This is a genomic window from Methylobacterium sp. NEAU K (assembly GCF_030700285.1).
Taxonomy (GTDB): Bacteria; Pseudomonadota; Alphaproteobacteria; order Rhizobiales; family Beijerinckiaceae; genus Methylobacterium.
Genome location: NZ_JAUYZJ010000003.1, coordinates 90,091 through 113,802, shown reverse-complemented (window position 1 = coordinate 113,802; position 23,712 = coordinate 90,091). Strand labels below are relative to the sequence as shown.

At 69.5% G+C, this 23,712-nt stretch carries 26 protein-coding genes and 1 tRNA gene; 14 read left to right on the top strand and 13 right to left on the bottom strand.

Annotated features, from left to right (window positions below):
• The first annotated feature begins 10 nt into the window (after positions 1-10).
• The 3 genes from Q8W67_RS03745 to Q8W67_RS03735 all read left to right on the top strand — a co-directional run bounded on the left by Q8W67_RS03745 (position 11) and on the right by Q8W67_RS03735 (position 2,946).
• The gene (locus Q8W67_RS03745) at positions 11-901 is read left to right on the top strand and encodes a F0F1 ATP synthase subunit gamma (protein WP_305540925.1); all 891 of its coding nucleotides are present in this window, start codon (positions 11-13) and stop codon (positions 899-901) included.
• Between the two features lie 42 nt (positions 902-943).
• Positions 944-2,401: a F0F1 ATP synthase subunit beta gene (atpD, locus tag Q8W67_RS03740; RefSeq protein ID WP_305540922.1), complete on the top strand. Its 1,458-nt coding sequence runs from the start codon at positions 944-946 to the stop codon at positions 2,399-2,401.
• 143 nt (positions 2,402-2,544) lie between these two features.
• A complete protein-coding gene (locus Q8W67_RS03735; RefSeq protein ID WP_305540919.1) occupies positions 2,545-2,946 on the top strand; it encodes a F0F1 ATP synthase subunit epsilon in 402 nt (133 codons plus the stop codon).
• Positions 2,947-3,026: 80 nt separating this feature from the next.
• On the opposite strand, the gene Q8W67_RS03730 is transcribed toward Q8W67_RS03735, so the two are convergent.
• The 7 genes from Q8W67_RS03730 to hrpB form a co-directional block, all read right to left on the bottom strand.
• Positions 3,027-4,271 carry a CCA tRNA nucleotidyltransferase gene (locus tag Q8W67_RS03730; protein WP_305540916.1) on the bottom strand — a complete coding sequence of 415 codons (1,245 nt, stop codon included), beginning with the start codon at positions 4,269-4,271 and terminating at the stop codon, positions 3,027-3,029.
• Positions 4,268-4,525 (bottom strand): DUF6111 family protein, encoded by a 258-nt coding sequence (locus Q8W67_RS03725; RefSeq protein ID WP_305540913.1) that lies wholly within the window; start codon positions 4,523-4,525, stop codon positions 4,268-4,270. Before Q8W67_RS03725 ends, Q8W67_RS03730 begins: the two co-directional genes overlap by 4 nt.
• Positions 4,526-4,539: 14 nt before the next feature.
• The gene (locus tag Q8W67_RS03720) at positions 4,540-5,217 is read right to left on the bottom strand and encodes a CoA pyrophosphatase (RefSeq protein WP_305540911.1); all 678 of its coding nucleotides are present in this window, start codon (positions 5,215-5,217) and stop codon (positions 4,540-4,542) included.
• Entirely contained in the window at positions 5,214-5,798 is a 585-nt protein-coding gene (locus Q8W67_RS03715; RefSeq protein ID WP_305540908.1) for a DUF1285 domain-containing protein, read from the bottom strand. Before Q8W67_RS03715 ends, Q8W67_RS03720 begins: the two co-directional genes overlap by 4 nt.
• Positions 5,799-5,990: 192 nt before the next feature.
• Positions 5,991-7,214 (bottom strand): SMP-30/gluconolactonase/LRE family protein, encoded by a 1,224-nt coding sequence (locus Q8W67_RS03710; RefSeq protein WP_305540904.1) that lies wholly within the window; start codon positions 7,212-7,214, stop codon positions 5,991-5,993.
• Positions 7,215-7,294: 80 nt separating this feature from the next.
• Entirely contained in the window at positions 7,295-7,720 is a 426-nt protein-coding gene (locus Q8W67_RS03705; protein ID WP_305540901.1) for a PaaI family thioesterase, read from the bottom strand.
• Between the two features lie 66 nt (positions 7,721-7,786).
• Positions 7,787-10,240 carry an ATP-dependent helicase HrpB gene (gene hrpB, locus Q8W67_RS03700; RefSeq protein WP_305540898.1) on the bottom strand — a complete coding sequence of 818 codons (2,454 nt, stop codon included), beginning with the start codon at positions 10,238-10,240 and terminating at the stop codon, positions 7,787-7,789.
• Positions 10,241-10,392: 152 nt separating this feature from the next.
• Here hrpB and Q8W67_RS03695 point away from each other — a divergent pair, with 152 nt between their 5' ends.
• From Q8W67_RS03695 to Q8W67_RS03675, 5 genes are all read left to right on the top strand, one after another.
• Positions 10,393-11,013 (top strand): carboxymuconolactone decarboxylase family protein, encoded by a 621-nt coding sequence (locus tag Q8W67_RS03695; protein ID WP_305540895.1) that lies wholly within the window; start codon positions 10,393-10,395, stop codon positions 11,011-11,013.
• 150 nt (positions 11,014-11,163) lie between these two features.
• Positions 11,164-11,397 carry a hypothetical protein gene (locus Q8W67_RS03690; RefSeq protein ID WP_305540891.1) on the top strand — a complete coding sequence of 78 codons (234 nt, stop codon included), beginning with the start codon at positions 11,164-11,166 and terminating at the stop codon, positions 11,395-11,397.
• Positions 11,398-11,504: 107 nt separating this feature from the next.
• On the top strand, positions 11,505-11,888 hold the full coding sequence (locus tag Q8W67_RS03685) for a hypothetical protein (protein WP_305540888.1): 384 nt from the start codon (positions 11,505-11,507) through the stop codon (positions 11,886-11,888).
• Positions 11,889-12,014: 126 nt separating this feature from the next.
• Complete coding sequence (locus Q8W67_RS03680) at positions 12,015-13,403, top strand: HD-GYP domain-containing protein (RefSeq protein WP_305540885.1); 1,389 nt, start codon at positions 12,015-12,017, stop codon at positions 13,401-13,403.
• A gap of 32 nt (positions 13,404-13,435) precedes the next feature.
• On the top strand, positions 13,436-14,155 hold the full coding sequence (locus tag Q8W67_RS03675) for a YoaK family protein (protein ID WP_305540882.1): 720 nt from the start codon (positions 13,436-13,438) through the stop codon (positions 14,153-14,155).
• A gap of 10 nt (positions 14,156-14,165) precedes the next feature.
• On the opposite strand, the gene Q8W67_RS03670 is transcribed toward Q8W67_RS03675, so the two are convergent.
• From Q8W67_RS03670 to Q8W67_RS03655, 4 genes are all read right to left on the bottom strand, one after another.
• Positions 14,166-14,414 (bottom strand): flagellar basal body rod C-terminal domain-containing protein, encoded by a 249-nt coding sequence (locus Q8W67_RS03670; RefSeq protein ID WP_305540879.1) that lies wholly within the window; start codon positions 14,412-14,414, stop codon positions 14,166-14,168.
• A gap of 148 nt (positions 14,415-14,562) precedes the next feature.
• Positions 14,563-14,649, bottom strand: a tRNA-Leu gene (locus Q8W67_RS03665).
• Between the two features lie 34 nt (positions 14,650-14,683).
• Entirely contained in the window at positions 14,684-15,880 is a 1,197-nt protein-coding gene (locus tag Q8W67_RS03660) for an FAD-dependent monooxygenase (protein WP_305540876.1), read from the bottom strand.
• An 11-nt stretch (positions 15,881-15,891) separates the two neighbouring features.
• Positions 15,892-16,149, bottom strand: a complete 258-nt coding sequence (locus Q8W67_RS03655; protein WP_305540873.1) for a zinc-finger domain-containing protein — start codon at positions 16,147-16,149, stop codon at positions 15,892-15,894.
• A 213-nt stretch (positions 16,150-16,362) separates the two neighbouring features.
• Between Q8W67_RS03655 and map the strand changes: the two genes are divergently transcribed.
• From map to Q8W67_RS03625, 6 genes are all read left to right on the top strand, one after another.
• Positions 16,363-17,190: a type I methionyl aminopeptidase gene (map, locus tag Q8W67_RS03650; protein ID WP_305540869.1), complete on the top strand. Its 828-nt coding sequence runs from the start codon at positions 16,363-16,365 to the stop codon at positions 17,188-17,190.
• A gap of 6 nt (positions 17,191-17,196) precedes the next feature.
• A complete protein-coding gene (gene radC, locus Q8W67_RS03645; RefSeq protein ID WP_305540866.1) occupies positions 17,197-17,943 on the top strand; it encodes a DNA repair protein RadC in 747 nt (248 codons plus the stop codon).
• 96 nt (positions 17,944-18,039) lie between these two features.
• A complete protein-coding gene (locus Q8W67_RS03640; RefSeq protein WP_305540863.1) occupies positions 18,040-19,479 on the top strand; it encodes a circularly permuted type 2 ATP-grasp protein in 1,440 nt (479 codons plus the stop codon).
• Between the two features lie 65 nt (positions 19,480-19,544).
• Positions 19,545-20,492 (top strand): alpha-E domain-containing protein, encoded by a 948-nt coding sequence (locus Q8W67_RS03635; protein WP_305540860.1) that lies wholly within the window; start codon positions 19,545-19,547, stop codon positions 20,490-20,492.
• Between the two features lie 22 nt (positions 20,493-20,514).
• Positions 20,515-21,342 (top strand): transglutaminase family protein, encoded by an 828-nt coding sequence (locus Q8W67_RS03630; RefSeq protein ID WP_305540857.1) that lies wholly within the window; start codon positions 20,515-20,517, stop codon positions 21,340-21,342.
• 61 nt (positions 21,343-21,403) lie between these two features.
• A complete protein-coding gene (locus Q8W67_RS03625) occupies positions 21,404-22,156 on the top strand; it encodes a peptidase (protein ID WP_305540854.1) in 753 nt (250 codons plus the stop codon).
• A gap of 101 nt (positions 22,157-22,257) precedes the next feature.
• Here Q8W67_RS03625 and Q8W67_RS03620 read toward each other — a convergent pair whose 3' ends face one another.
• Together Q8W67_RS03620 and Q8W67_RS03615 are read right to left on the bottom strand one after the other, a co-directional pair.
• Positions 22,258-22,911, bottom strand: coding sequence for a thiamine phosphate synthase (locus tag Q8W67_RS03620; protein ID WP_305540851.1), 654 nt, complete (start codon positions 22,909-22,911; stop codon positions 22,258-22,260).
• Entirely contained in the window at positions 22,908-23,711 is an 804-nt protein-coding gene (locus Q8W67_RS03615) for a thiazole synthase (RefSeq protein ID WP_305540848.1), read from the bottom strand. Before Q8W67_RS03615 ends, Q8W67_RS03620 begins: the two co-directional genes overlap by 4 nt.
• Between the last annotated feature and the right edge of the window lies 1 nt (position 23,712).

Sequence of the window (23,712 nt, the reverse complement as noted above, 5' to 3'; positions counted from 1 at the left end):
ACCTCACCCGATGGCGAGTTTGAAGGATCTGCGTAACCGCATCACCTCGGTGAAGGCGACGCAGAAGATCACCAAGGCCATGCAGATGGTCGCCGCCGCCAAGCTGCGCCGGGCGCAGCTGGCCGCCGAGGCCGGCCGTCCCTATGCCGAGAAGATGGCCGCAGTGCTCGGCAACCTCGCCGGCAACCTCGTTGGGGGCGTCGGCGCCCCGAGGCTCCTCTCGGGCACGGGCTCCGAACAGACGCACCTTCTGGTCGTCTGCACCGGTGATCGCGGCCTGTGCGGCGCGTTCAACTCCTCGATCGTCCGTCTGGCTGTGCGTGAGTACGCTCAGAAGCTCACCGCCGAGGGCAAGACCGTCAAGATCATGACGGTCGGCAAGAAGGGCGCCGACCAGCTTCGGCGCCAGTACCGCGACCAGATCGTCGAGAGCATGGACATCCGCGGCAACCGCCCGGTGGATTACGAGTTCGCGGCCGAGATCGCCGAGAAGATCCTGACCCGCTTCGAGGCCGGCGAGTTCGACGTCGCCACCCTATTCTATTCCGAGTTCCGCTCGGTGATCTCCCAGATCCCGACTGCCCAGCGTCTGATCCCGGCGGAGCTTCCCGAGGTCGACGCGGCCGCGAAGGCTGCCGCGGGCAATGCCGCCCTGGAATTCGAGCCCTCCGAGGAGGCGATACTCGAGACGCTGCTGCCGAAGAACCTCACCGTGCAGGTTTACCGGGCGCTGCTGGAGAATGCCGCCTCCGAACAGGGCGCGCGCATGAGCGCCATGGACTCGGCCACCCGCAACGCGGGCGAGATGATCAAGAAGCAGACGCTGATCTACAACCGCACGCGTCAGGCCATGATCACCAAGGAACTCATTGAGATCATCTCGGGCGCGGAAGCCCTCTGAGGCTCCGCGACCGGAACGCACAGCTTGAAGGGTAGGTTTACGATGGCGAACACCGCAATCCCCGGCGCCGGCTCCAACAAGGTCGGCAAGATCACCCAGGTCATCGGCCCCGTGGTCGACGTGCAGTTCGACGGCCACCTGCCGGAGATCCTGAACGCCCTCGAGACCAAGAACAACGGCGCCCGCCTCGTCCTCGAGGTCGCCCAGCAGCTCGGCGAGAGCACCGTCCGCTGCATCGCCATGGACACGTCCGAGGGTCTCACCCGCGGCCAGGAGTGCACGGATACCGGAGAGCCGATCAAGGTGCCGGTCGGCATGAACACCCTCGGTCGCATCATGAACGTCATCGGCGAGCCGATCGACGAGGCCGGACCGGTGGTGTGCGACACCTATCGCGCCATCCACCAGCCGGCCCCCTCCTACGCCGACCAGTCGACCGAGGCGCAGATCCTGGTCACCGGCATCAAGGTGGTGGATCTGCTCGCCCCCTACGCCAAGGGCGGCAAGATCGGCCTGTTCGGCGGCGCCGGCGTCGGCAAGACCGTGCTGATCATGGAGCTGATCAACAACATCGCCAAGGTGCACTCGGGCTACTCGGTCTTCGCCGGCGTCGGCGAGCGGACCCGCGAGGGCAACGACCTTTACCATGAGATGATCGAGTCGAAGGTCAACATGGATCCGAAGGAGCATGGCGGCTCGGCCGAGGGCTCCAAGTGCGCGCTGGTCTACGGTCAGATGAACGAGTCGCCGGGTGCCCGCTCGCGCGTTGCGCTCACCGGCCTGACCATCGCCGAGCAGTTCCGCGACGAGGGCCAGGACGTGCTGTTCTTCGTCGACAACATCTTCCGCTTCACCCAGGCGGGCTCCGAGGTGTCGGCGCTTCTCGGCCGCATCCCGTCGGCGGTGGGCTATCAGCCGACGCTCGCCACCGACATGGGTGCGCTGCAGGAGCGCATCACCACCACCAACAAGGGCTCGATCACCTCGGTCCAGGCGATCTATGTGCCCGCCGACGACCTGACCGACCCGGCGCCCGCTGCTTCGTTCGCCCACCTCGACGCCACGACCGTGCTGTCCCGCTCGATCGCCGAGAAGGGCATCTACCCGGCCGTGGATCCGTTGGACTCGACCTCGCGCATGCTGTCGCCTGCCATTCTTGGCGAAGAGCACTACGATGTCGCCCGCCGCGTGCAGCAGACCCTGCAGCGCTACAAGGCGCTCCAGGATATCATCGCGATCTTGGGCATGGACGAGCTGTCCGAGGAGGACAAGCTGACGGTCGCCCGCGCCCGCAAGATCGAGCGCTTCTTCTCCCAGCCGTTCTCGGTGGCCGAGGTGTTCACCGGCTCGCCCGGCGTGCAGGTGCCGCTCGAGGACACGATCAAGGGCTTCAAGGGCTTGGTGAACGGCGACTACGACGACCTGCCCGAGGCGGCCTTCTACATGGTCGGCACCATCGAGCAGGCCCAGGAGAAGGCCAAGAAGCTGAAGGCGGCCTGACGCGCCGTTAAGCCCCTCCCCTTGCGGGGAGGGGCCGGGGTGGTGCCGAGCGAGGCCCGGCGGTTCCTTCTGCACCACCCCCACTCCTAACTTCTCCTCGCGACGGGGAGGAGCATGTGTCGCGGTTCCGGGATCGTCCTGAGATGGCCACCTTCCACTTCGATTTCGTCGGCCCCGAGCGGACGCTGTATTCCGGCGAAGTCTCCGCCGTTCAGCTGCCCGGTACCGAGGGCGAGATGACCGTGATGCCGGGCCATGCGCCCGTGCTGACCTCCCTGCGCGTTGGTGTCATCGTGGTCACCGAGAGCCAGGGCAACGGCAAGCGCATCTACGTCCGCGGCGGCTTCGCCGATATCGGCCCGACCGCCGTGACCGTGCTCGCCGAGCGCGCCGCGCCGATCGAGGAACTGACGCACGAATCCCTCGACAAGGACATCGAAGCCGTCGAACTGCAGCGCGACGCCACCGAGGACCTGCAGAAGCGCGAGGAGTTGAACGGCCAGATCGTCCAGCTCCAGGAGACCAAGGCGCTCCTGAAGCTCTGAACCGAGCGTCCGTCGCCGATTCGGCGGCGAGAATGCCGCGGCATCGAGGATCGAGGCGGGACTGCCGTCTGCAGGTCTTCTCAGGGATCACGTGCGCCGGCCAGTGCCCGAGCCACCAGATCCGCCCGTGACGCTGGTCCTGCCGGGCATCCGCGTTCCAGCCAGAGCTTCCGCGCCGCAGCCAAGCCGCGGCCGATGGCCGGACCGGGGGGCATGCCCGCCGCAACCAGGTCCGCCCCCGCGAGCGGAAAGCTCGGCGCACCGCCCTCCCTTCTCAGCTCCTGAAGCGCCCGTCGCGCGTCATGCGTTACCGCCGGTCGCGGCTCGCCATCCAGGATCGACAGCGCCGCGGTCAGGAGCTGCAGGCCATGCTCGGCGGTGAGCGCCCGCGCCGCCCCGGCATCGATCACCGCGCGACCGTGGAGATCCGCCAGCGCGTCCGCATAGTCGGTCAGCAGGCCGTGCTCCTGCTTCGACAGGCGCAGCCGCCCGCGCAGCCGATCCGCGTCGTGCCGGCTGCCGACCGAGAGCGCCCCGAGACGCATTACCGGCGGCAGCGCTGCGGCCTCGGCGCGCTCGAGCCGCCCGAGTTCGGCGACACCCCCGGTGATCCGCTGGAGCAGGCCGGTCGCGCCGAGGATCGCGATCATCGGCGGTCCTCCGGCAGCGGCCAGCAGCTTGAGGAATTCGGCGCGCACACGCTCGCGGGACAGATTGTCCAGGGCATCCCGGGCGGCCACACAGGCGGCGAGTGCCGCGAAATCCGGCGGCCCGGCGCCGAACCGCGCGTGGAAGCGGAAGAAGCGCAGGATCCGCAGGGCATCCTCGCGGATGCGGGTCGCGGGATCGCCGATGAAGCGCACCCGCCGCGCCTCCAGGTCGGCGAGGCCGCCTACCGTGTCGTGAAGTCGCCCGTCGGTCCCCAGCGACAGCGCGTTCACAGTGAAGTCCCGCCGCTCCGCATCCCGCGCGAAGTCACCCCCGAATCGCACGACCGCGCGGCGCCCGTCGGTCTCGACATCCTCCCGCAGGGTCGTGACTTCGATCGGTCCCTCTTCGGTGACCAGGGTGATGGTGCCATGCTCGATCCCGGTGGGCACCACCTTGAGATCGGGCACCTTGCGGGCCGCGGCCATGACCGCCTGCGGCAGCAGCGTCGTGGCCAGATCGATATCGGCCGATTGCGTCCCGAGCAGCGCGTCGCGCACGCAGCCGCCGACAAGGCGGGTCTCCGCGCCGGGCACGTCGAGGACCGACAGGGCCACGCGCACGCCCGGGCGATCGAGCAGCTCCGACAGCGCGCTTGGATCGACCGCCCGGGTCATCGGAAGCCGCCCGGCACGAGGCGGCCGTTCTCCATATGCGCAGGCACGTAGCCGCCGGCCCTGCGCTCCGAGAACAGGCCTTCGTAGACGAGGGTGCCGATCACCACCGCGAGGCCCGCGAGGACCAGTCGCACGAGGTGCGGATCCCAATGGACCCGGCGCAACGGGTTGCGACCCACCAGCACGAGGTAGACCAGGAACAGCGCGAAGGGGATGAGGAAGAGGCCGAACTCTTCGAGGATGCGGCGCAGCATGTCGATCCGTATCCTCAAACCACCGAGCGGCGGGCGTTCACCGAATCGGGCTCCGCATCCGGGTAGAGCCGCTCCCGTAGGTTGTTCAGGATTCCGGCGGTGACACCCCAGATCAGGCGCTCGCCGAAGGTCAAAGCGTAGAACCAGCGGGTGCGCCCCTGCCATGCCCGCGAGCGCAGGAGGTAGCGATCCCGGTCCATCAGCACTGAGAGCGGCACCTCGAACACGTCCGCCACCTCGGTGGGATTAGGCCTGAAGGTGGCCTCGGACGCGACCAGGCCGATCACTGGCGTGACCAGGAAACCGGTCCCGGACAGGTAGGGGTCGAGATAGCCGAGGAGGCGCACGGCCGCCGGAGGAAGCCCGATCTCTTCGTGGGCCTCCCGCAAAGCGGCGTCCGCGGGTCCGGGATCGGACGGATCGATCTTGCCGCCCGGCAGCGCGACCTGCCCGGAATGGTCGCGCAGGTTGGCGGCGCGCTGCGTCAGCACCAGGGTGGGGCCGTCCGCGCGGAACAGCACCGGCACGAGTACCGCGGCCTGCCGGTGCGGGGGCTGCGGGATCAGTTCCGCGCCATCGGGGTCGAGGCTGTGGTCGCCGCGTGGGTTCGAGGTCGGATCGTCCGGGCCCGGCGGGTCCGGCGACAGGCTGGACGCGGCGCGGGCGAGGAAATCGGCGAGCGGGTCGCTCACGCGGCTTCGGCCGGCGCGATGGTGTGGAACGTGCCTCCGGCCCATAGTCCGAGCCAGCGCCGCCCTGCGACGGTCCGTTCCTCGGCCAGTTCGACGAGATCGTAGGTGAGCGCGCGGGTCACGAGCGCCCAGAGACTTCGGCGGACGTGGAGATAGGGCTTCAACGCACCGTCCGCGCCCTTCTCGAAGCGCAGCGCGTGCTCGGAATCGACGCTCACGAGATCGTCGACATTGGTCCGGAAAGAGATCCTGCGCCCCTCCCCGGTACCGTCAACGGCCATCTCCACGGCGACGAAGGCCGCGTCGTCGACCGTAATGCCGACACTCTCAACGGGCGTGACGAGCACGGTGCGCCCGTCCGGCTCATGTCGAAGGATGGAAGCGAACAGCTTGACCATCTTCTCCCGCCGGATCGGAGATCCGTTATGGTGCCATGTGCCGTCCGCGGCGATACGGATGTCGATGGGTCCGCAATACGGTGGATTCCAGCGCTCCACCGGCGGGAGCCCGCGTTTCGGCAAGTCGCCCAGGGCCGCGCCGAGGCGGCTCAAGGTCGGGTCGGGGGCGGGATCCTCGCTCATGCGCCATAGATAGCGCCCTGCGGTGCCGGCAGCCACGGCCGGAGCGCCGCTTGAGCCTCCGTTGTCGCCCGCGCTCCGAATCGGGTAGAGGCCGGAACGACCCGCCCCGACGTGCGCCCGGCCCACTGCAGAGACGCGCAGGAGATCGAGGATCCTGGGCCGGGTCCGACGGCACCGCGATCGGGAATGGCCTTATGCCGGCCCGGCGCCCTGCGTGTTCACGTAGACCGCGTAGAGCGACTGGCTGGCGGTCATGAACAGGCGGTTCCGCTTCGGGCCGCCGAAGGTGAGATTGGCGCAGACCTCAGGCAGGCGGATCCGCCCGATGAGCTGACCTTCCGGCGACCAGACCGTGACGCCGCTATAGCCGACGGTCCGGCCCGCGTTGCTTGCCGCCCAGAGGTTGCCGTCGACATCAGCCCGCATGCCGTCCGGCCCGCACTTCACATCGTCCACCATGCAATCCGAGAACAGGCGCTTGTTCGCGAGCGAGCGCCCGTTTTCGACGTCAAAGGCGTAGATCTCCCCCTTGCCGCCGGGGCCGGTATCGCCCGGGCCCTTGCCGGTGGACGAGACGTAGAGCGTCTTGTGGTCGGGCGAGAAGCACAGGCCGTTCGGGTCCGGCAGCTGATCCTCGGTGAGCACCCGGTCGATCCGGCCGGTCGGGTCGATGCGATAGACCGCGTTGGGCAACACGCGCCGCGCGGTCGGGAAGCCGGCCGGTTGTCCGAGCCGTGGGTCGAGGCGTCCCTGCGCGTTCGACGGGCCACCGGCTTCGTCCGGCATACCCTCGTACAGGAACCCGCCGTAGGCGGGATCGGTGAACCAGTACGATCCGTCCGCATGCTGGACGATATCGTTGGGTGAATTGAACGGCGTGCCGTCGAAACGATCGGCCAGGACCGTCGCGGAGCCGTCGAGTTCGTAACGCACCACGCGCCGGGTGACATGCTCGCAGGAGAGCTGGCGCCCCTGCCGATCGAAGCTGTTGCCGTTCGCATTGTTGCTGCGCACACGGAAGATGCCGACGTGGCCATCCTCCTCCAGCCATCGCATCTGGCGGTCATTCGGGATGTCGCTCCAGACGAGGTACCGGCCGACGCCGTTCCAGGCGGGTCCCTCCGTCCAGAGGCCGCCCGTCCAGAGGCGGCAGATTGCGCTGTTGGGAACCACGTAGGATCCGAAGGCCGGATCGACGGAGATCACGTCGGGATCCGTGAAGTAGGTTGTCGGCGCAGCCCCGGGCCGGAAGTCGCGCGGCGGCTTCGTCACCGTGCTCGGCGGTTCGTGCTGCCCGAATGCCCTGGTGGACGTCGCCAGGACGGCGCCCGCCCCTGCGAGGATCGCGCGGCGCGATAGGGGTGCTGACCCGGCGAAGGCCTCGACCGGCGGCGCATCGTCCTGCCGCTGCAGCATTGTCTCTCCCCCTTACTCGAAGGCTTCTTCCCCCGGCGGAGGGACGTTTTTGGGGCAATATGTCGCGTGACGCTGCGCGATCAACCGGGTCGTCGTCTCAAGATCTTCCAGACGCCGTCTGCCGACGCCACGAGGCGTTCCCCGTCCCGGACATCGCCGCGCATGAAGACCATGGACCCGGTGCGCTTGACCACCTGCGGGCATATCGCGATCCAGTCGCCGAGGCGGCCGACGTCGATGAACTTCATCTCCAGTTGGATCGTGACGCAATTGGCCCCATCGGCGGCGCGCATCGCGGTCTGGCCGAGGGCGCGGTCGGCGAAACTCATGACCATGCCGCCATGGACCACGCCGATCAAGTTGGCGTGCTTCTGTTCCGCTCGAAACGCGTAGGCGCCGTCCGCGGCGCGAATATACAGCGGTCCGACATGGGCGATGAAGCCACTGTCCTCCACCGGCGCCCAGCCCTCTGCCGCGGGATCGAAGGCCTTCGTGTCGGTCGTCATCACGTTCCGTCCCTATTGCCGATGCGGTTGCGGTCGGTTGTGGGGTGCTTCAAATCCGGCGGAGTCTCAGGTCCCGCGCGGCTTGACCCGCCGCGTCGGCGCCTCGGCGAGCGGGTCCTCCGGCCAGGGGTGCCGGGGGTAGCGCCCCCGCATCTCCGCCCGCACGGCTGCCCAGGAACCGCGCCAGAAGCCCGGCAGATCGCGGGTGATCTGGATCGGGCGCTGAGCCGGCGAGAGCAGGTGCAGGACGAGCGGACGGCCCCCGGCGGTCGGATGCCGGTCGAGCCCGAAGAGTTCCTGCACGCGCACGGACAGGACCGGCTCGTCTGCATCGTAATCCACCGGGATGCGCGAGCCCGTGGGAACCTCGACATGGGTCGGCGCCTGCGCGTCGAGCCGGGTGCGGAGTTGCCAGGGCAGCGAGTCCTGCAAGGCCCGGGCGAGGTCGTCGGCGGTGACGGCCGCCAGCGAGGTGCGGCCCTGGATGGTGGGCGCGAGCCACGCCACCGCGATGTCGGCGAGGGCAGCGTCCGTGAGGTCCGGCCAAGCATCGCCCTCGGCGGCGTGCAGGAACCGCACCCGGGCACGCCATTGCGACAGCGCGGGCGTCCAGGGCAGTCGGTCGATGCCGAGCCCAATGATGCCGCGGACCAGGATCTCAGCGCTCGCCGGATCGGCCGGGACCGGCAGCGGCCGCTCTCCGAGATTGACCGACCCGAGCCGGCGGACTGCTCGGGCGCGCAGGGCTGCGGCCTGCGGATCGAAGGTGACTTCGGTGCGGGCCTCGATCCGATCCGCGAACAGCCGCTCGATCGCCTCGGCGTCGATGGCGGCCGCCGCCAGAATGCGGGCGTTCCCGGCTGCGCCCACGAGATCGGCGATCACCAGGTAGCTCTCGCGGGCGAGCGGGCTCGCCGGGTCGAGGCGCCCGGCCCGGCCGTTCGCCATCACGAACTCGCCCTCGCGGCCCCGGGCCCGGGCGACCCGGTCCGGATAGGCGAGCGCCAGCAGCGGGCCGGCTGCGGCGGGCCCGGCTTCCTGTCCGCCCCCCGCGATCCGCGCCCAGTTCTGCGCGAGGCGGCGCATGTCCATGGCCCGGCCGCCCCGGTCCCGGCGGAAGCGCGCGGCACGCTCATCAAGGTCGATGCCGTCACCCCCGAGGCCGCGCTCCACCAGGACCGCCGCGAGGTCCGCGGCCGCGCCGGCTTGGCCGGTCCCGGCCGCGACCGTCACCATCCGGGCGAGCCGCGGGGGCAGCGGCAGAGCGCGCAGGCGCAGGCCGGTCTCGGTCAAGCGCCCGTCGGCATCGAGCGCCCCCAGGGCAGCGAGCATCGTGCGGGCCTCCGCGAGCGCGGGGGCCGGTGGCAAGTCCAGGAAGGCGAGCGTTCCCGGGTCTGGCACACCCCAGGCCGCGCAGTCGAGAAGCAGCCCGGCCAGGTCGGTCGACAGGATCTCCGGGCGGGTGAACGGCTCAAGGGCGTTGGTGCCGGCCTCCGACCACAGCCGCCAGCACAGGCCGGGCTCGGTCCGGCCCGCGCGCCCCCGGCGCTGGTCGACCGAGGCGCGGGAGGCCCTGGCGGTCACCAGCCGGGTCAGACCGAGGCCGGGCTCGTAGACCGGCACCCGCGACAGCCCCGAATCGACCACGATCCGGACGCCCTCGATGGTCAGCGAGGTCTCGGCGATGCTCGTGGCGAGCACGACTTTGCGGGTGCCGGGCGGGGCCGGGGCGACGGCACGGTCCTGCTCGGCCGGAGTGAGCGCACCGTAGAGCGGGGCGAGCTGCACCTCCGGGCCGACCTTCTCGGCCAGGAGGTCGTGCGTCCTGCGAATCTCGGCCTGTCCCGGCAGGAACACCAGCACCGACCCCGGATCCGCCCGCAGGGCGCGCAGCGTGACGTCGGCCACCGCCTCCTCGATCCGCCGGTTCGGGTCGCGCTCGAGATAGCGGGTCTCCACCGGGAAGGCCCGGCCCTCGGACGCGACGACCGGCGCATCGCCCATCATCCGCGCGACGCGGGCGCCGTCGAGGGTCGCCGACATGACCAGAAGACGCAGATCCTCGCGCAAGCCGCCCTGCGCGTCGAGGGCCAGGGCGAGGCCGAGATCGGCATCGAGGGAGCGTTCGTGGAACTCGTCGAACAGGACCGCGCCGACACCCGAGAGTTCGGGCTCTTCGAGGATCATGCGCGTGAAGACCCCTTCGGTCACCACCTCGATGCGCGTGCGCGCCGAAACCTTCGAGCCGAGCCGCACGCGCAGGCCGACCAGGCCGCCGACCGGCTCGCCGAGCGTCTGCGCCATGCGGGCGGCGGCGGCCCGGGCCGCGAGGCGGCGCGGCTCCAGCAGGATGATCTTGCGCCCTTCGAGCCAAGCCGCCTCCAGCAGGTCGAGGGGCACCCGCGTGGTCTTGCCGGCACCGGGGGGCGCCACCAGCACGGCAGCGTTCCGGGTGGCGAGAGCGCGGCGCAGGTCGGGAAGCGCCGCCTCGATCGGAAGCGCGATGGAAGGGGCGGACATCGCATCCGCTGATGGCCCGGCCGGGCGCCGGGCGCAACCACCCGGGCTGAATGGTGACGCTCGCCCGCGATCGATACCGATCTGGTACCCGAGGCCCTGGCTCTCGGGGCGCGCAGCCGCGATCGTGATCCCAACAACCTGGGAGTGAAACGATGAGAGTTTGCCGCGCCGTGATCGTCGCAGTGCTGGCTGCCCTGCCGGCCGCCGCGATCGCGCAGGACCGCCTGCCGACCATTCCGCCCCAGGACTACACCCCCGAGCAGAAGCAGGCGGCGGACGCGTTCACGCAGGCCCGCGGCAAGCCGCCGTTCGGCCCGTTCGAGCCGCTGATGCACTCGCCCGAGGTGATGACCCTCGCCCGGTCGATGGGTGACTACCTGCGGTTCAAGCCGAAGATCGGCACTACGCTCTCGGAGCTGGTGATCCTGCTCACCGCCCGCCGCTGGACGCAGGATTACGAGTGGTACGTCCACGCTCCCATCGCCGAGAAGACGGGGATCGCCCCCGCGATCATCGCGGCGATCCGCGACGGGCGCCGGCCCGCGCAGATGAGCGAGGACGAGACGATCGTCTACGATTTCACGACCGAGTTGCAGGAGTCCAAGCGCGTCTCGGACGCGACCTTCGCCCGCGCCGAAGCGCGTTTCGGCAAGAGCGGGATCGTCGATCTGGCGGCGATCTCCGGCTACTACACCCTGCTGGCTATGGAGCTGAACGCGGCGCGCTATCCGATTCCCGCGGATGGACAGCGGCTGCCCCGAATGCCCGAGTGAACCGCGCTATCCACAGCCTGCGCGCAGCCCGATCCTCGTTATCCACAGGGTTGGGCGGTTCGTGAGGGCGTGCCCGCGGGGGCGTTGACCAAACGTTAACCATTATGGCTTGTTCTCTTTTCGTTCCAGGGCGCAACGAAGGAGACCTTGATGCTGACCCAGGCGATTGCCACCCGAGAGGATCACGCCTGCCCCGTGGAGGCGATCAGTGCTGCCTATCTCGGCTTCGCCGGCGGCGACGCCGGCATCGCGCTCCGTTGCGCAGTCGCCGATGCCCTGTCGGACCTGATGGATGCCGAACGGCGCACCCGCGAGCGCAGCCGTCTCATCTCGCGCGGCTATGTCCGGGAGGCGCCCGGTACGGAAGACGACCGCGCGAGCTGAACGAGCGCTGCAGACGCGCTTCAGGTGCCGTGCAGCGCGGCTGTGGGATGTTGTCTCCCGTGATCCGGGGCGCCGCGGCGACCCCGCGCTTCATTCGGAGACAGGTCATGAAACGCATCGCTCTGCTCTCGGCCGCCGCGCTGGTCGGCGCGGGCACCCTGGCCTCCTCGGCCGCCGAGGCGCGCGGCGGCGGCGCCATCGCGGCAGGCCTCATCGGCGGCTTTGCGGCCGGCGCCCTGCTCGGGGCCGCGGCTCAGGCCCACGCGGCGCCCGCCTACGGCTATGCCGATTATGGCTACGCGCCCGCGCCGGTGGTGGTGCGGCCGGCCCCCGTCTATCGCGCCTTTGAGGACGACGGCCCGGTCTACGCCACCCGGCGGGTCGTCACCTACGATCGGGTGCCGGTCGGCTACGGCTACGGCTACGCCCGCCGGGCGTGGCATGACGATTGGGGCTACGACCACGGCTACGGCGGCCGCCGCGACTGGTGAGCGTGACCGGCTCGCGCGCCTGTACGGGGACGCGAGCCGTTCTTCGACGCGGGCGTCACCGCGCGCAACGGCGTGTTCATTCCTAGCGCGCTAATGTCCCGTAGGTTGTGACGGGATCGCGGACGGATGTCTCTGGTACTTTGCGAAGTCGACCGCGGCGCTTCGAACGATCTTCGCCTTTCCGACATCCTGGCGGCTCTGAGCCATGCCCTCGATCTCACGGAGGGACAGCCGGCGGGCCACTGCGTGCGCGCGACCTTCATCGGGATGCATGTCGGACGCGCGCTTGGCCTCCCGACCCGTGAGCTGTGGGAGCTCTACTACACGATCATGCTGAAGGACCTGGGCTGCTCCAGCAACGCGGCTCGGATCTGCGCCCTCTACCTGTCCGACGACATCGGCTTCAAACGCGACTTTAAAACTGTCAGCGACAGCCTGCCGAAGGTGCTTGGCTTCGTGTTCTCGCATACTGGACTCAAGGCCGGCTTGGCCGAACGTTTCCGGGCCGTGCTCAACATCCTCCAGAACGGCGGCACGATCGTCGACGACCTGATCCAGACCCGCTGCCAGCGCGGCGCCGAGATCGCCGCGCGCCTGCGCTTTCCGGCCGCCGTATGCGCGGCGATCCACGGGCTGGACGAGCACTGGAACGGCAAGGGACGCCCGGATCATCGCGCCGGGCCGGAGATCCCGCTCTACGCCCGCATCGCCCTGTTGGCGCAGGTGGCGGACGTATTCCACACCGCTGCCGGCCCCGCTGCGGCCCTTGCGGAGATCCGCAGCCGCTCCGGCACGTGGTTCGACCCGCATGTCGTCGCGTGCTTCGTCCGCGCCACGGCTGCGCCGCACTTCTGGGAAACGCTCGGCTCCGGGGACGTCGAGGCGGCGGTCTCGGCGCTAGAGCCGGCGCAGAGCCTCATCGTGGTCGACGAGGACTATCTGGACGACATCGCCCGGGCTTTCGCCCAGGTGATCGACGCCAAGAGCCCCTTCACCTCCGGTCATTCCGAGCGCGTCGCCGTCTATGCCGACATGGTGGCCGCCGAGCTCGGCCTCGACGGGCAGCGCCGGCGCTGGCTCCGGCGGGCCGCGCTCCTGCACGACATCGGCAAGCTCGGCGTCTCGAACGCGATCCTCGACAAGGCCGGCAAGCTCGATGACGACGAGTGGCGGGACATGCGCGCCCATGCGCTCCTTTCGGAGACGATCCTGACCCGCGTACCGGCCTTCCGGGACTTGGCACGGATCGGCGGCGCCCATCACGAGCGCCTCGACGGCCGGGGCTATCCGAGAGGGCTCAAGGCGGAGGAGATCGCCCTGGAGACCCGGATCGTCTCGGTCGCGGACGTGTTCGACGCGCTCACCGCGGACCGGCCATACCGGGCGGCGATGCCGCTGCCGAAGGCGCTGGGCATCATGCGCGCCGACCTCGACACGGCCTTCGACCCGTTCTGCTTCGCGGCGCTGGAGCGGGCGCTTGCCGCGATCGAGGGCGATCTGGCACGGGCGGCCTGACGGCGATCCTGACACCGACCATCGACGATCCCATGCTTGTTCACGACGGCGAGACCCGCACTCCCAAGGCCGACCGAAACCTTGCGCTGTCCCTGGCGGCAGTGGCCGGCGCGCTGAACACCGCAGGGTTCTATGCCGCCGGCCTCTATGCCTCGAACATGACCGGCAACGTCTCGGCGATCTCCGACCGGATCGGAACGGGCGATCTCGCCCTGGCCGCGCAGGCTCTGCTGCTCGTCCTCCTGTTCGTCCTGGGATCCGCGTCCTCGACCCTGCTGATACGCCGTGGCCGCCGCCGCGCCCGCCAAGGGGCCTACGCATACAGCGTCTGCACCGAGCCAGCCCTCCTCGCCGTCATCGGGCTCGTCGCGCTGCCGCTACAGGAGCCGGCCCGGGGGCAAGCCCTCGTGCTCGGCCTGAGCTTCGCCCTCGGGCTTCAGAACGCAGCGGTGACGAAGATCTCGGTCGCCCGCGTCCGGACCACGCACGTCACCGGCATGATCACGGACATCGGCATCGAGCTTGCGCGCTGGCTGGACGATGGCGCGCGCGATCCCGGCGGACTGAAGCCCCACGATCCCCAGAAGCTGCGGCTTCATCTGCAGACGGTGGGGGCGTTCCTCGTCGGCGGGCTTGTGGGGGTCGTGGCCTATCGCCTGATCGGCGTCACGCTGCTGTTCGCGGCAGCTGCGATCCTGACATGGCTCGCTGTCCCCGCGATCGGAGCGGCCGATTCGGTGCGCGCGGAATAGGGTCTGTTTCTCAAGCGCTGATGTCGAGGAGCTTACCGGTCATGCGGTCGGCGGTGCGCGCCACGGCGGCATTCAGCGCGAAGGACGTCTGCGACCCGATCAGGTCCGCGGCGGCGCTGGACAGGTCGACTTGCGCAGCCGGCGGCAGGGCGGTGTCGCCGACCCGGGCGCCACTGGCGGCGATGGTCCGGGCGGCCGTCCCCAGCCGGTCGGTCGCCCGGGTCATGCCGGCGGTCGCGGTCTGTAGGGCGTCGATCATCGTGGCATCTCCCGTCACGGACGCTGCCACGGAAGACGGGAAGCAGAGGTTTCGGGTTTCGCTCGCATTCGAGCGATCGCGGCCTTTCCGGCGCTTCGATCGCCGCAGAGGCCGGAGCGGTCAGCGGGCGCCACGGTTGGTGCTGGGCTGGTGCGGACGGCGGGACTCGAACCCGCACGGCCTTGCGGCCGCAAGATTTTAAGTCTCGTGCGTCTACCGGTTCCGCCACGTCCGCCCGCGGCCTTCGGTACCCGCGCAGCCCTGCGCGATCAAGCCGGAGGCGTCCAGCCGTAGAGCCACGCGTAGCGGTCGCGCATGCCCTCGGGGCCGAGGCGGGCCATCACGGCGTTGCGGGCGAAGCCGACGAGGCGTCCGGCATGATAGGTCCGGCCATTGGCGCGGGCGGACTTCTGCACGCGCCGCACCCGGGCCGTCCGGCTCTCCGCGAAGGTGGCGAGCGCCGCGGGCACGTTCGCGTGGTCGGCGAGGGCGCCTGTGAGAGCGGCGGCATCCTCGATCGCCAGGGCGGCGCCCTGGGCGAGGTAGGGCAGGACCGGGTGCGCGGCGTCCCCGATCAGCGCGACCCGGCCGCGGGCGAGCGGGCGGGCCACGGCCCGGTCGGCCAGCGACCAGACCAGCCAGGAATCGGGCAGACCCAGGAGATCGCGCAGCGGCCCGGCGCAGCCGCGGAAATGGGCTCGCAGGACAGCGGGCTCTCCGAGCCGGCCCCAATCCTCGTCGCCCACCGCCTCGGGTACCACCGCCACGACGTTGAGGGCGCGGCCACCCCGCACAGGATAATGCACCACGTGCCTGCCTCGCCCGAGCCAGAGGCCCGTCGCCGGGCCGCGCAGCGCCTCCGGCACCGCCTCGCTGGGCACGAGCGCCCGCCAAGCGGCGGCGCGGCCCGGCCTGAGCGGCGCCGCATCGAGATGGGCGCGCAGACGCGAATGCAGCCCGTCGGCGCCGACCACGAGGTCGAAATTCGAATTCTGCGCACCGCTGCCGCTCTCGGCCGTCAGGACGATGCCCGTCTCTCTCTCGGCAAGGCCGGTGACGGCACGACCCATCATCAGGCGGATGGCCGGGCGACTGCGCAGCGCGTCGAGTAGTAGGGTCTGCAGGTCGGCGCGGTGGATCACATAATAGGGCGCGCCGAAGCGCTGCTGCGCCTGTGCGCCGAGGGTCACACCGCCGATGCGGCGGCCGCTGTCGAGCGCGCGCACGTCGACGGCCGGCGGCTCGCTCGCGGCCCGGCGCAGGGCGGCCGAGAGGCCGAGACCGGCGAGCACACGGCTCGCGTTCGGCGAGATCTGGATCCCGGCACCGACCTCGCTGAAGCCGGTCCGGCGCTCGATCACCGTGACGGCGTGACCGGCATCCGACAGCGCCAGAGCGGCCGTGAGGCCGCCGATCCCGGCTCCGACGATTCCGATATCCAAAGGAGGTCGACTGTCGGAGGGCAAGGGCGGACGCGCTACTCCGCCGCGGCCGGGGCGGCGTCGTGCCAGACGCAGGCCTGCGGATCCGCCTCGTCGGCCTTGAGGCCGGCACGGTAGCGATACAGCGTCGAGCAGTACTGGCAGATGATCTCGGTCTCGGCGCCCATGTCGAGGAACACGTGCGGGTGGTCGAACGGCGGCAGCGCGCCGATGCACATGAATTCCTTCACGCCGACCGTGATCACCGGCACGCCCGGCTCGTTGTGGAAGTGCGGTACCGCCTTGCCTGCCATACGGCCCTCGCCTGCCCCGCATCCGACCGCAGGGCGAATCTGCCCGGCGTTCCCGGGCGCCTCGCGGCCGCTTATGCCGCCAGCCCCGCGGCCGGCGCAAGCCTCACCCGACCGGCCAGATCCGACTCCGGCCCGCGCGCCGCTTGGCCTGCCGCGCCCCGCACCGTACATAGAGCGGGCACCCGATTTACGACGCCGCAAAAAGTCCCGCCGATGCAACAGGAACAGGCCAGCGCGCAAGGCGCGCGCCGCGCCCCGGAGCCGCCGATCTACGGCCCGGAGGGCTTCGAAGGCATGCGCCGGGCCGGCCGCCTCACAGCCGAGGCCCTGGACGTTCTGATGGAGGCGACGCAGCCCGGCGTCACCACGGAGGAACTCGACCGCCTCGCCTACACGTTTGCCATGGACCACGGCGCCTATCCGGCGTCGCTGCTCTACCGCGGCTATCCGAAGTCGATCTGCACCTCGATCAACCACGTGGTCTGCCACGGTATCCCGAACGACAAGCCCCTGCGCGAGGGCGACATCGTCAATCTCGACGTCTGCCTGATTCTCGATGGCTGGCACGGCGATTCGAGCAGGATGGCCTATGTCGGCGAGGTTCCCCGCAAGGCGCAGCGCCTGTGCGAGATCACCTACGAGGCGCTGATGCGCGGCGTCGCGGCGGTGAGGCCCGGCGGCTCGACCAACGATATCGGTCGGGCGATCCAGACCTATGCCGAGAGCGAGCGCTGCTCGGTGGTGCGCGATTTCTGCGGCCACGGGTTGGGTCGCACGTACCACGACGCGCCCACGATCCTGCACTACGTCGAGGCGAGCTACGACGTGCCGCTCAAGCCCGGCCAGTTCTTCACCATCGAGCCGATGATCAACCTAGGACGCCCGGCGGTGAAGGTGCTGGCCGACGGCTGGACGGCGGTGACCCGCGACCGCTCGCTCTCCGCTCAGTTCGAGCACACCGTTGCGGTCACCGAGACCGGCGTCGAGATCTTCACGATCTCGCCGAAGGGGCTGCACCAGCCCGTGAACCCGGCCGCCTGATCGGCCGTGACGCCGCTCCCGGATGACGGAGAGACGGGGTCGTTCGCCGACAGCGCCGGGGCCGCTCCGGCTCCGAAGGATCCGCCGCACTATCATGGCCATCGCGAACGGCTCCGGGAGAAGTTTGCGATGTCGGGCGGCGAGGCGCTGCCCGATTACGAACTGCTCGAGCTGGTCCTGTTCCGGGCCATCCCCCGGCGGGACGTGAAGCCGCTGGCCAAGGCACTCGTCCGCAGATTCGGCAGCTTTGCCGAGGTCGTGAGCGCCGAGCCGGCGCGCCTTATGGAAGTGGAGGGCGTGAGCGCCGGCGTCGTCTCCGACCTCAAGGTGATCGAGGCGGCGGGCCGCCGTCTCGTCCGGGGCGCAATCCGCGAGCGCGAGCTTCTGAACTCATGGAGCGCGCTCAGCGAGTATCTGCGCGCCACCATGGCGTTCGCGCCGCGCGAGGAGTTCCGCGTCCTGTTCCTCGACAAGCGCAACCACCTCATCGCCGACGAGGTGCAGGGCCGCGGCACTGTCGACCATACGCCAGTCTATCCCCGGGAGGTCGCCTGCCGCGCCCTCGAACTCTCGGCGACTGCGATCATCCTGGCCCACAACCACCCCTCGGGTGACCCGACTCCCTCGGCGGCCGACGTGGCGATGACCCGCGCGATCGTGGAGGTCCTGGCGCCGCTGAAGATCGTCGTGCACGACCACGTGATCCTAGGTCGAAACGGTCATGCCAGCCTAAAAGGCATGAAACTCATCTGATCCTCCAGGCGACTTGAGCGTTGTCGAGCGCGCGTATAGCCCTGGAGGCGTGGCGCGTCTCTTGCCTCAAGAGCGGGAGCGTTAGGGAGAAGCGGAATGGCTTTGACGGCCTTCGACGAGATGAACGGGCTCGGCAACGGCGCCACCGACCCGGCTGCCGTCCGCGACGCCTACGGCAAGCTGAAGACCTGGCTGGAGACCACGCCGCCCGAGCACTTCAACACCCGCCGGAGCCAGGCGGAGCTGCTGTTCCGCCGGATCGGCATCACCTTCGCGGTCTACGGCGACAACGAATCCACCGAGCGCCTGATCCCATTCGACATCATCCCGCGTGTGATCACCAAGCCTGAATGGGATTTCCTGGAGCGCGGGCTCAAGCAGCGCGTCACCGCGATCAACCTGTTCCTGAAGGACGTCTACGGCGCCCAGGAATGCATCAAGGCCGGCATCATCCCGGCGGATCTCGTCTACAGGAACGCGCATTACCGGATGGAGATGCGCTCCTTCCGCGTCCCGCACGATCTCTACGTGCATGTGGCCGGCATCGACATCGTGCGTACCGGGGAGAAGGACTTCTTCGTCCTTGAGGACAACGCCCGCATCCCGTCCGGCGTCTCCTACATGCTGGAGAACCGGGAGGTGATGCTGCGGCTCTTCCCGGACCTGTTCTCCAAGCACCGGGTGGCGCCGGTGGAGAACTATCCGGACGCGCTGCTCGCAACCCTGCGGAGCCTCGCCCCGGTCTCGGCCACGCGCGACCCCACGGTGGTCCTGCTGACCCCCGGCCGCTACAACTCGGCGTTCTATGAGCACTCGTTCCTGGCCGACAAGCTCGGTGTCGAGCTGGTGGAGGCCTCCGACCTCTTCACCAAGGACGACGTGGTCTACATGCGCACCACCGAGGGACCGCGCCGCGTCGACGTGATCTACCGGCGCCTCGACGACGATTTCCTGGACCCGCTGGTCTTCCGTCCGGACTCGGTGCTCGGCGTGCCTGGCCTGATGAACGCCTACGAGCGGGGCTCCGTGACGCTCGCCAACGCGGTCGGGACCGGCATCTCGGACGACAAGGCGGTCTACAGCTACATGCCGGAGATCGTGAAGTTCTTCACCGGCGAGGAGCCGATCCTGCACAACGTGCCGACCTATCGCTGCCGCGAGAAGGATGCCTTCGCCTACGTGATGGACAACCTCGGCGAGCTGGTGGTGAAGGAGGTCAATGGCTCCGGCGGCTACGGCATGCTGGTCGGGCCGCATGCGAGCAAGCGCGAGATCGAAGATTTCGCCAAGAAGCTCAAGCACGCACCAGACGGTTTCATCGCGCAGCCGACCCTGTCGCTCTCGACCTGCCCGACCTTCGTGGCCTCCGGAGTCGCCCCGCGCCACGTCGACCTGCGGCCGTTCGTGCTCAACGGCGCCGATCAGATCCGCATCGTGCCCGGCGGGCTCACCCGGGTCGCGCTGAAAGAGGGGTCTCTGGTGGTCAATTCGAGCCAGGGCGGTGGTACGAAGGACACCTGGGTGCTCGACGCCTGAGGCTTACGACGTTCGAGCGATCCGCGGCGCGGCCTTCCGGGTCCGCACGACTTGGCTGAGGACAAATGCTCTCCAGGACTGCCGACAACCTCTTCTGGCTCTCGCGATACGTGGAGCGCGCCGACTTCGTCGCGCGCATCCTCGACGCGGCCCATCGCCTGGCCTCGCTGCCGACGAGCTACGGCGGCGGCGAGACCAACGAATGGGAATCAGCCCTGGCCTCGGCCGGCGATCCGGAGCTGTTCAAGCCGCATTACAGTGTGGTGAACGCCGACACGGTCTGTGACTTCCTGGCGTTCAGCCCGCACAACCCATCCTCGATCCGCTGCTGCATCGAGGCGGCCCGAGAAAACGCGCGCTCGGTCCGCACCGCGCTCACCACGGAGATGTGGGACGCGATCAATGGCGCTTGGCTCGAGCTGCGCAACTACGCCGGCAAGGAGCTGAGCCGCGACGAGTTCGGCCGTTTCCTCGAATGGGTGAAGACCGTCTCGCTGACCTTCGACGGTTCGGCCTTCCGCACGATGCTGCGCAACGACGCCTTCTGGTTCACCCGGCTCGGCACGGCGATCGAGCGCGCCGACAACACGGCCCGCATCCTGGATGTGAAGTACCAGATCCTGCTGCCCCACGACGAGACGGTGGGTGGCAGCCTGGACTACTTCCAGTGGACGACGATCCTGCGCGAGGTCTCCGCCTTCAACGCCTACCATTGGGTCTACCGCGAGAGCGTGAAACCGCTGCTGGTGGCGGATCTCCTGATGCTCAACAAGCAGATGCCCCGCTCCTTCGCCAACTGCTACGGCGTGATCGTCGAGTATCTCGACCTGATCGCCGACGCCTATGGCCGCCGGGGCCCGAGCCAGCGCCTGGCCGGGAACATGCTGGCCAAGCTGGAGAGCGAGGATATCGACCGCGTGTTCGCCTCCGGATTGCACGAGTTCGTCGAAGCGTTCATCGCCGAGAACAACAAGGTTGGCGAGGCCATCGCCAAGCAATATCTGGTCGGCTGACGAAGACGGGCAGGCACGGCGCATGCGCATCCGCGTGGTCCACGAGACAATCTACACCTATGAGCAGCCGGCCCGCGGCCTCGTCCAGGTCATGCGGCTGACGCCGCGGGACCACGACGGGCAATATGTCCGGACTTGGCGTATCGACACCTCGATCGACGGGCGCCTCACCGCGCGCGAGGACGGGTTCGGCAACATCGTCCATTGGTTCACGCCGGACGAACCCGCGGACGCGCTGACCATTCGGGTCACCGGTGAGGTCGATACCGAGCACACCCATGGAATTGTTCGCGGCACGGTTGAGCGCCTGCCGGATGAATTCTACCTCCGCGAGACGGACCTCTGTGCGGCGAGTCCCGAACTGCACGCTTTCGCCGAGGCCGTGGCGAAGGACGGCGAGCCCGCGCCGCTCGCGATCCTCCACCGCCTGCTCGGCACCGTTCCCCGGGCGGTGGTCTACGAGCCGGGCCCGGCCGCCAACGGCGTGCCCGCCGGGCAGGCGTTCGCCGCTGGTAAGGGGATCTGCCAAGATCTGACCCACGTTTTCATAGCCGCCGCTCGCCATCTCGACATCCCAGCCCGTTACGTGGCGGGCTATCGCGCGCGCGACGATGGCGAGGCGGATGTGGAGGCCCCGCACGGCTGGGCCGAGGCCCTGGTGCCGGACCTGGGCTGGGTGGCGTTCGACCCGTGCTACGAGGACGCCCCGTCGGAGGGCTACATCCGCGTCGCCACCGGCCTCGACTATCTGGGTGCGGCACCGATCCGTGGCAGTCGCACCGGAGGCGGGACCGAGACACTGGACGTGAAGCTCCGGGTCGAGCAAGGCAGGGCCGCCGTGCAATCCTGATTCCCGAGACCGATCCCCGGCTGTACGAAGGCCGGGGGCGACCCGCGAGAGCCGAAAACCCATGACCTACTGTGTCGGTGTCCTCGTCGAGGATGGGCTCGTGATGGTCGCCGACACCCGAACCAATGCGGGGCTCGACGACATCTCGACCTACCGCAAGCTGCACCACTTCAACGTGCCGGGCGAGCGCGTGATGATGCTGGCGTCGGCGGGCAACCTGTCGATCACCCAGTCGGTGCTGAGCATGCTCGAAGAGGGGGTGCCGGGCGAGGAGGGAGAGCTGGCCCAGAAGCTCATCGAGGCGCCGACGATGTTCCAGGCGGCGCAGCTGGTGGGCCGCGCCATCCGGCAGGTGCGGGCGATCGAGAAGGACGGGTTCGAGGCGGCCAACATCCGGTTCTCGATCTCGCTCCTGTTCGGCGGCCAGATCGGCGGCGACACCATGCGCCTGTACCTGATCTATTCAGCCGGCAACTTCATCGAGTGCAGCACCGACGCGCCGTTCTTGCAGATCGGCGAGCACAAGTACGGCAAGCCGATCCTCGACCGGGCGGTGAAGTTCGAGACCGAGCTCTACGACGCCCTGAAGGTGAGCCTCGTCTCGATGGATTCGACCATGCGGTCGAATCTCGGCGTCGGCCTGCCGATCGACATCGCGCTCGTGCGCCGCAATGCCCTCGACCTCGAAGTGAACCACCGGATCGAAGCCGGCGAGGGCTATTTCCACGACCTGCGCGAGCGCTGGTCGGCCGCTCTCCGGGCCGCTCACCGGGCGATCCCCCGGCCGCCCTACGGACCGGCCGCGGCCAAATAGGCGTCCGGCTGCCCTCCCGGGTATCGGTGGCGCGGGGCATGTCGATCGATTCGTGCTGCTCCCGGTCGGCCATCCGCTGACGACCAAGTAATCGGTTGTCCTCAGGGGTTTCCCGAGCGCTCGATCTCGGCAATGTCCCAGGCGCCGAGGAGGGCGCTGGCGGCGGCGGCCGGATCGGCGGCGCGCATCAGTCGGCCCATCACCGCGACGGAGGCTGCACCCGCATCCCGGCAGGCGGGTGTCCGGTCCGGCGTGATACCGCCGAGCGCGACCACGGGCAGGCCGGCGCGCCGAGCCGCCGCTATGCTCTCAGGGCCGAGGGCCGGGCCATAGCCGGGCTTGCTGTCGGTTGGATAGACGGGGCTCAACGTCACGTAGTCGGCGCCGGCCTCCGCGGCCCCGTCGGCCTCGTGCGGCGCGTGGATCGAGACGCCGATCAGCGCTCCCGGCCCGAGCGTCGTGCGTGCCGCCACGATCGCCTCGGGCCCAGTGCCGCCGCCGAGATGCACGCCGCCGGCCCCGAGAGCAAGGGCGAGGGCAACGTCGCCCCCGACCGCGAGGGTCCCGCCCGCCGCGTGGACCCGGTCGGCGATCGCCGTCGCGAGTTGCCACCGCGCCTCTGGCTCCATGTCACGGTCGCGAAACCAGACCCACCGCCCCCCGCCATCGAGGATCGCTTGCACGGTCTCTGCCAGAGGCCGCGGATGCCCGTGCCGGTCCGTCACCGCCAGCAGGCGTGACGGCAGCGTGCTCACGAGCCGACCAGCCCGAGCTGCGGGCTCGACGGGTCGGCCCGGCCGCGTCGCGGGATGCGTCCGGCGAGATGTGCGTCGCGCCCGGCCTCGACGGCATGCCGCATCGCACGTGCCATCCGTACGGGATCGTCGGCCTTGGCGACGGCCGTGTTGATCAGGCAGGCGGCCGCGCCCAGCTCCATGGCGATCACGGCGTCGGACGCCGTGCCGATCCCGGCATCCACGATCACCGGTACGCCGGCTCGGCGGCAGATCAGCTCGATATTGGCGGGGTTGGCCACGCCCATGCCCGATCCGATCAGCGAGCCCATCGGCATGATCGCGGCACAACCGATATCCTCGAGGCGCCGGCACACCACCGGATCGTCGTTGCAATAGGGCAGGACCACGAAGCCCTCGTCCACGAGATGGCGGCAGGCCTCGATCAGCTCGGAGACGTCCGGGTAGAGGGTCTCGCGGTCGCCGATCACCTCGACCTTGATCCAGGGCGTGTCGAGGGCTTCGCGGGCGAGTTCGGCCGTCATGATCGCGTCGCGGGCGGTCTCGCAGCCCGCGGTGTTCGGCAGGAAGCGCTTGCCCGCGAGGATCCGCACCGTGTCCGAGCCGTGGCCCTGGAGCGAGACTCGGCGGATCGAGGCGGTCACCACCTCGGCGCCGGACGCCTGGACGGCATCGCGCATGATCGCCTGAGTCGGATAGCCCGCAGTGCCAATGAACAGCCGCGACGACAGACTCACTCCGGCGATGGTGAGGCTGTCCTCCGCGGGCCCGGCATGCTGCGGCGTGACACTGTGGTCCATG

Bases quoted from the DNA above. Each gene is read 5' to 3' on its own strand.
- Q8W67_RS03745 (WP_305540925.1), top strand. From the start codon at position 11: ATGGCGAGTTTGAAGGATCTGCGTAACCGCATCACCTCGGTGAAGGCG.
- atpD (WP_305540922.1), top strand. From the start codon at position 944: ATGGCGAACACCGCAATCCCCGGCGCCGGCTCCAACAAGGTCGGCAAG.
- Q8W67_RS03735 (WP_305540919.1), top strand. From the start codon at position 2,545: ATGGCCACCTTCCACTTCGATTTCGTCGGCCCCGAGCGGACGCTGTAT.
- Q8W67_RS03730 (WP_305540916.1), bottom strand. From the start codon at position 4,271: ATGACCCGGGCGGTCGATCCAAGCGCGCTGTCGGAGCTGCTCGATCGC.
- Q8W67_RS03725 (WP_305540913.1), bottom strand. From the start codon at position 4,525: ATGCTGCGCCGCATCCTCGAAGAGTTCGGCCTCTTCCTCATCCCCTTC.
- Q8W67_RS03715 (WP_305540908.1), bottom strand. From the start codon at position 5,798: ATGAGCGAGGATCCCGCCCCCGACCCGACCTTGAGCCGCCTCGGCGCG.
- Q8W67_RS03710 (WP_305540904.1), bottom strand. From the start codon at position 7,214: ATGCTGCAGCGGCAGGACGATGCGCCGCCGGTCGAGGCCTTCGCCGGG.
- Q8W67_RS03705 (WP_305540901.1), bottom strand. From the start codon at position 7,720: ATGACGACCGACACGAAGGCCTTCGATCCCGCGGCAGAGGGCTGGGCG.
- hrpB (WP_305540898.1), bottom strand. From the start codon at position 10,240: ATGTCCGCCCCTTCCATCGCGCTTCCGATCGAGGCGGCGCTTCCCGAC.
- Q8W67_RS03695 (WP_305540895.1), top strand. From the start codon at position 10,393: ATGAGAGTTTGCCGCGCCGTGATCGTCGCAGTGCTGGCTGCCCTGCCG.
- Q8W67_RS03690 (WP_305540891.1), top strand. From the start codon at position 11,164: ATGCTGACCCAGGCGATTGCCACCCGAGAGGATCACGCCTGCCCCGTG.
- Q8W67_RS03685 (WP_305540888.1), top strand. From the start codon at position 11,505: ATGAAACGCATCGCTCTGCTCTCGGCCGCCGCGCTGGTCGGCGCGGGC.
- Q8W67_RS03680 (WP_305540885.1), top strand. From the start codon at position 12,015: ATGTCTCTGGTACTTTGCGAAGTCGACCGCGGCGCTTCGAACGATCTT.
- Q8W67_RS03675 (WP_305540882.1), top strand. From the start codon at position 13,436: ATGCTTGTTCACGACGGCGAGACCCGCACTCCCAAGGCCGACCGAAAC.
- Q8W67_RS03670 (WP_305540879.1), bottom strand. From the start codon at position 14,414: ATGATCGACGCCCTACAGACCGCGACCGCCGGCATGACCCGGGCGACC.
- Q8W67_RS03655 (WP_305540873.1), bottom strand. From the start codon at position 16,149: ATGGCAGGCAAGGCGGTACCGCACTTCCACAACGAGCCGGGCGTGCCG.
- map (WP_305540869.1), top strand. From the start codon at position 16,363: ATGCAACAGGAACAGGCCAGCGCGCAAGGCGCGCGCCGCGCCCCGGAG.
- Q8W67_RS03640 (WP_305540863.1), top strand. From the start codon at position 18,040: ATGGCTTTGACGGCCTTCGACGAGATGAACGGGCTCGGCAACGGCGCC.
- Q8W67_RS03635 (WP_305540860.1), top strand. From the start codon at position 19,545: ATGCTCTCCAGGACTGCCGACAACCTCTTCTGGCTCTCGCGATACGTG.
- Q8W67_RS03630 (WP_305540857.1), top strand. From the start codon at position 20,515: ATGCGCATCCGCGTGGTCCACGAGACAATCTACACCTATGAGCAGCCG.
- Q8W67_RS03625 (WP_305540854.1), top strand. From the start codon at position 21,404: ATGACCTACTGTGTCGGTGTCCTCGTCGAGGATGGGCTCGTGATGGTC.
- Q8W67_RS03615 (WP_305540848.1), bottom strand. From the start codon at position 23,711: ATGGACCACAGTGTCACGCCGCAGCATGCCGGGCCCGCGGAGGACAGC.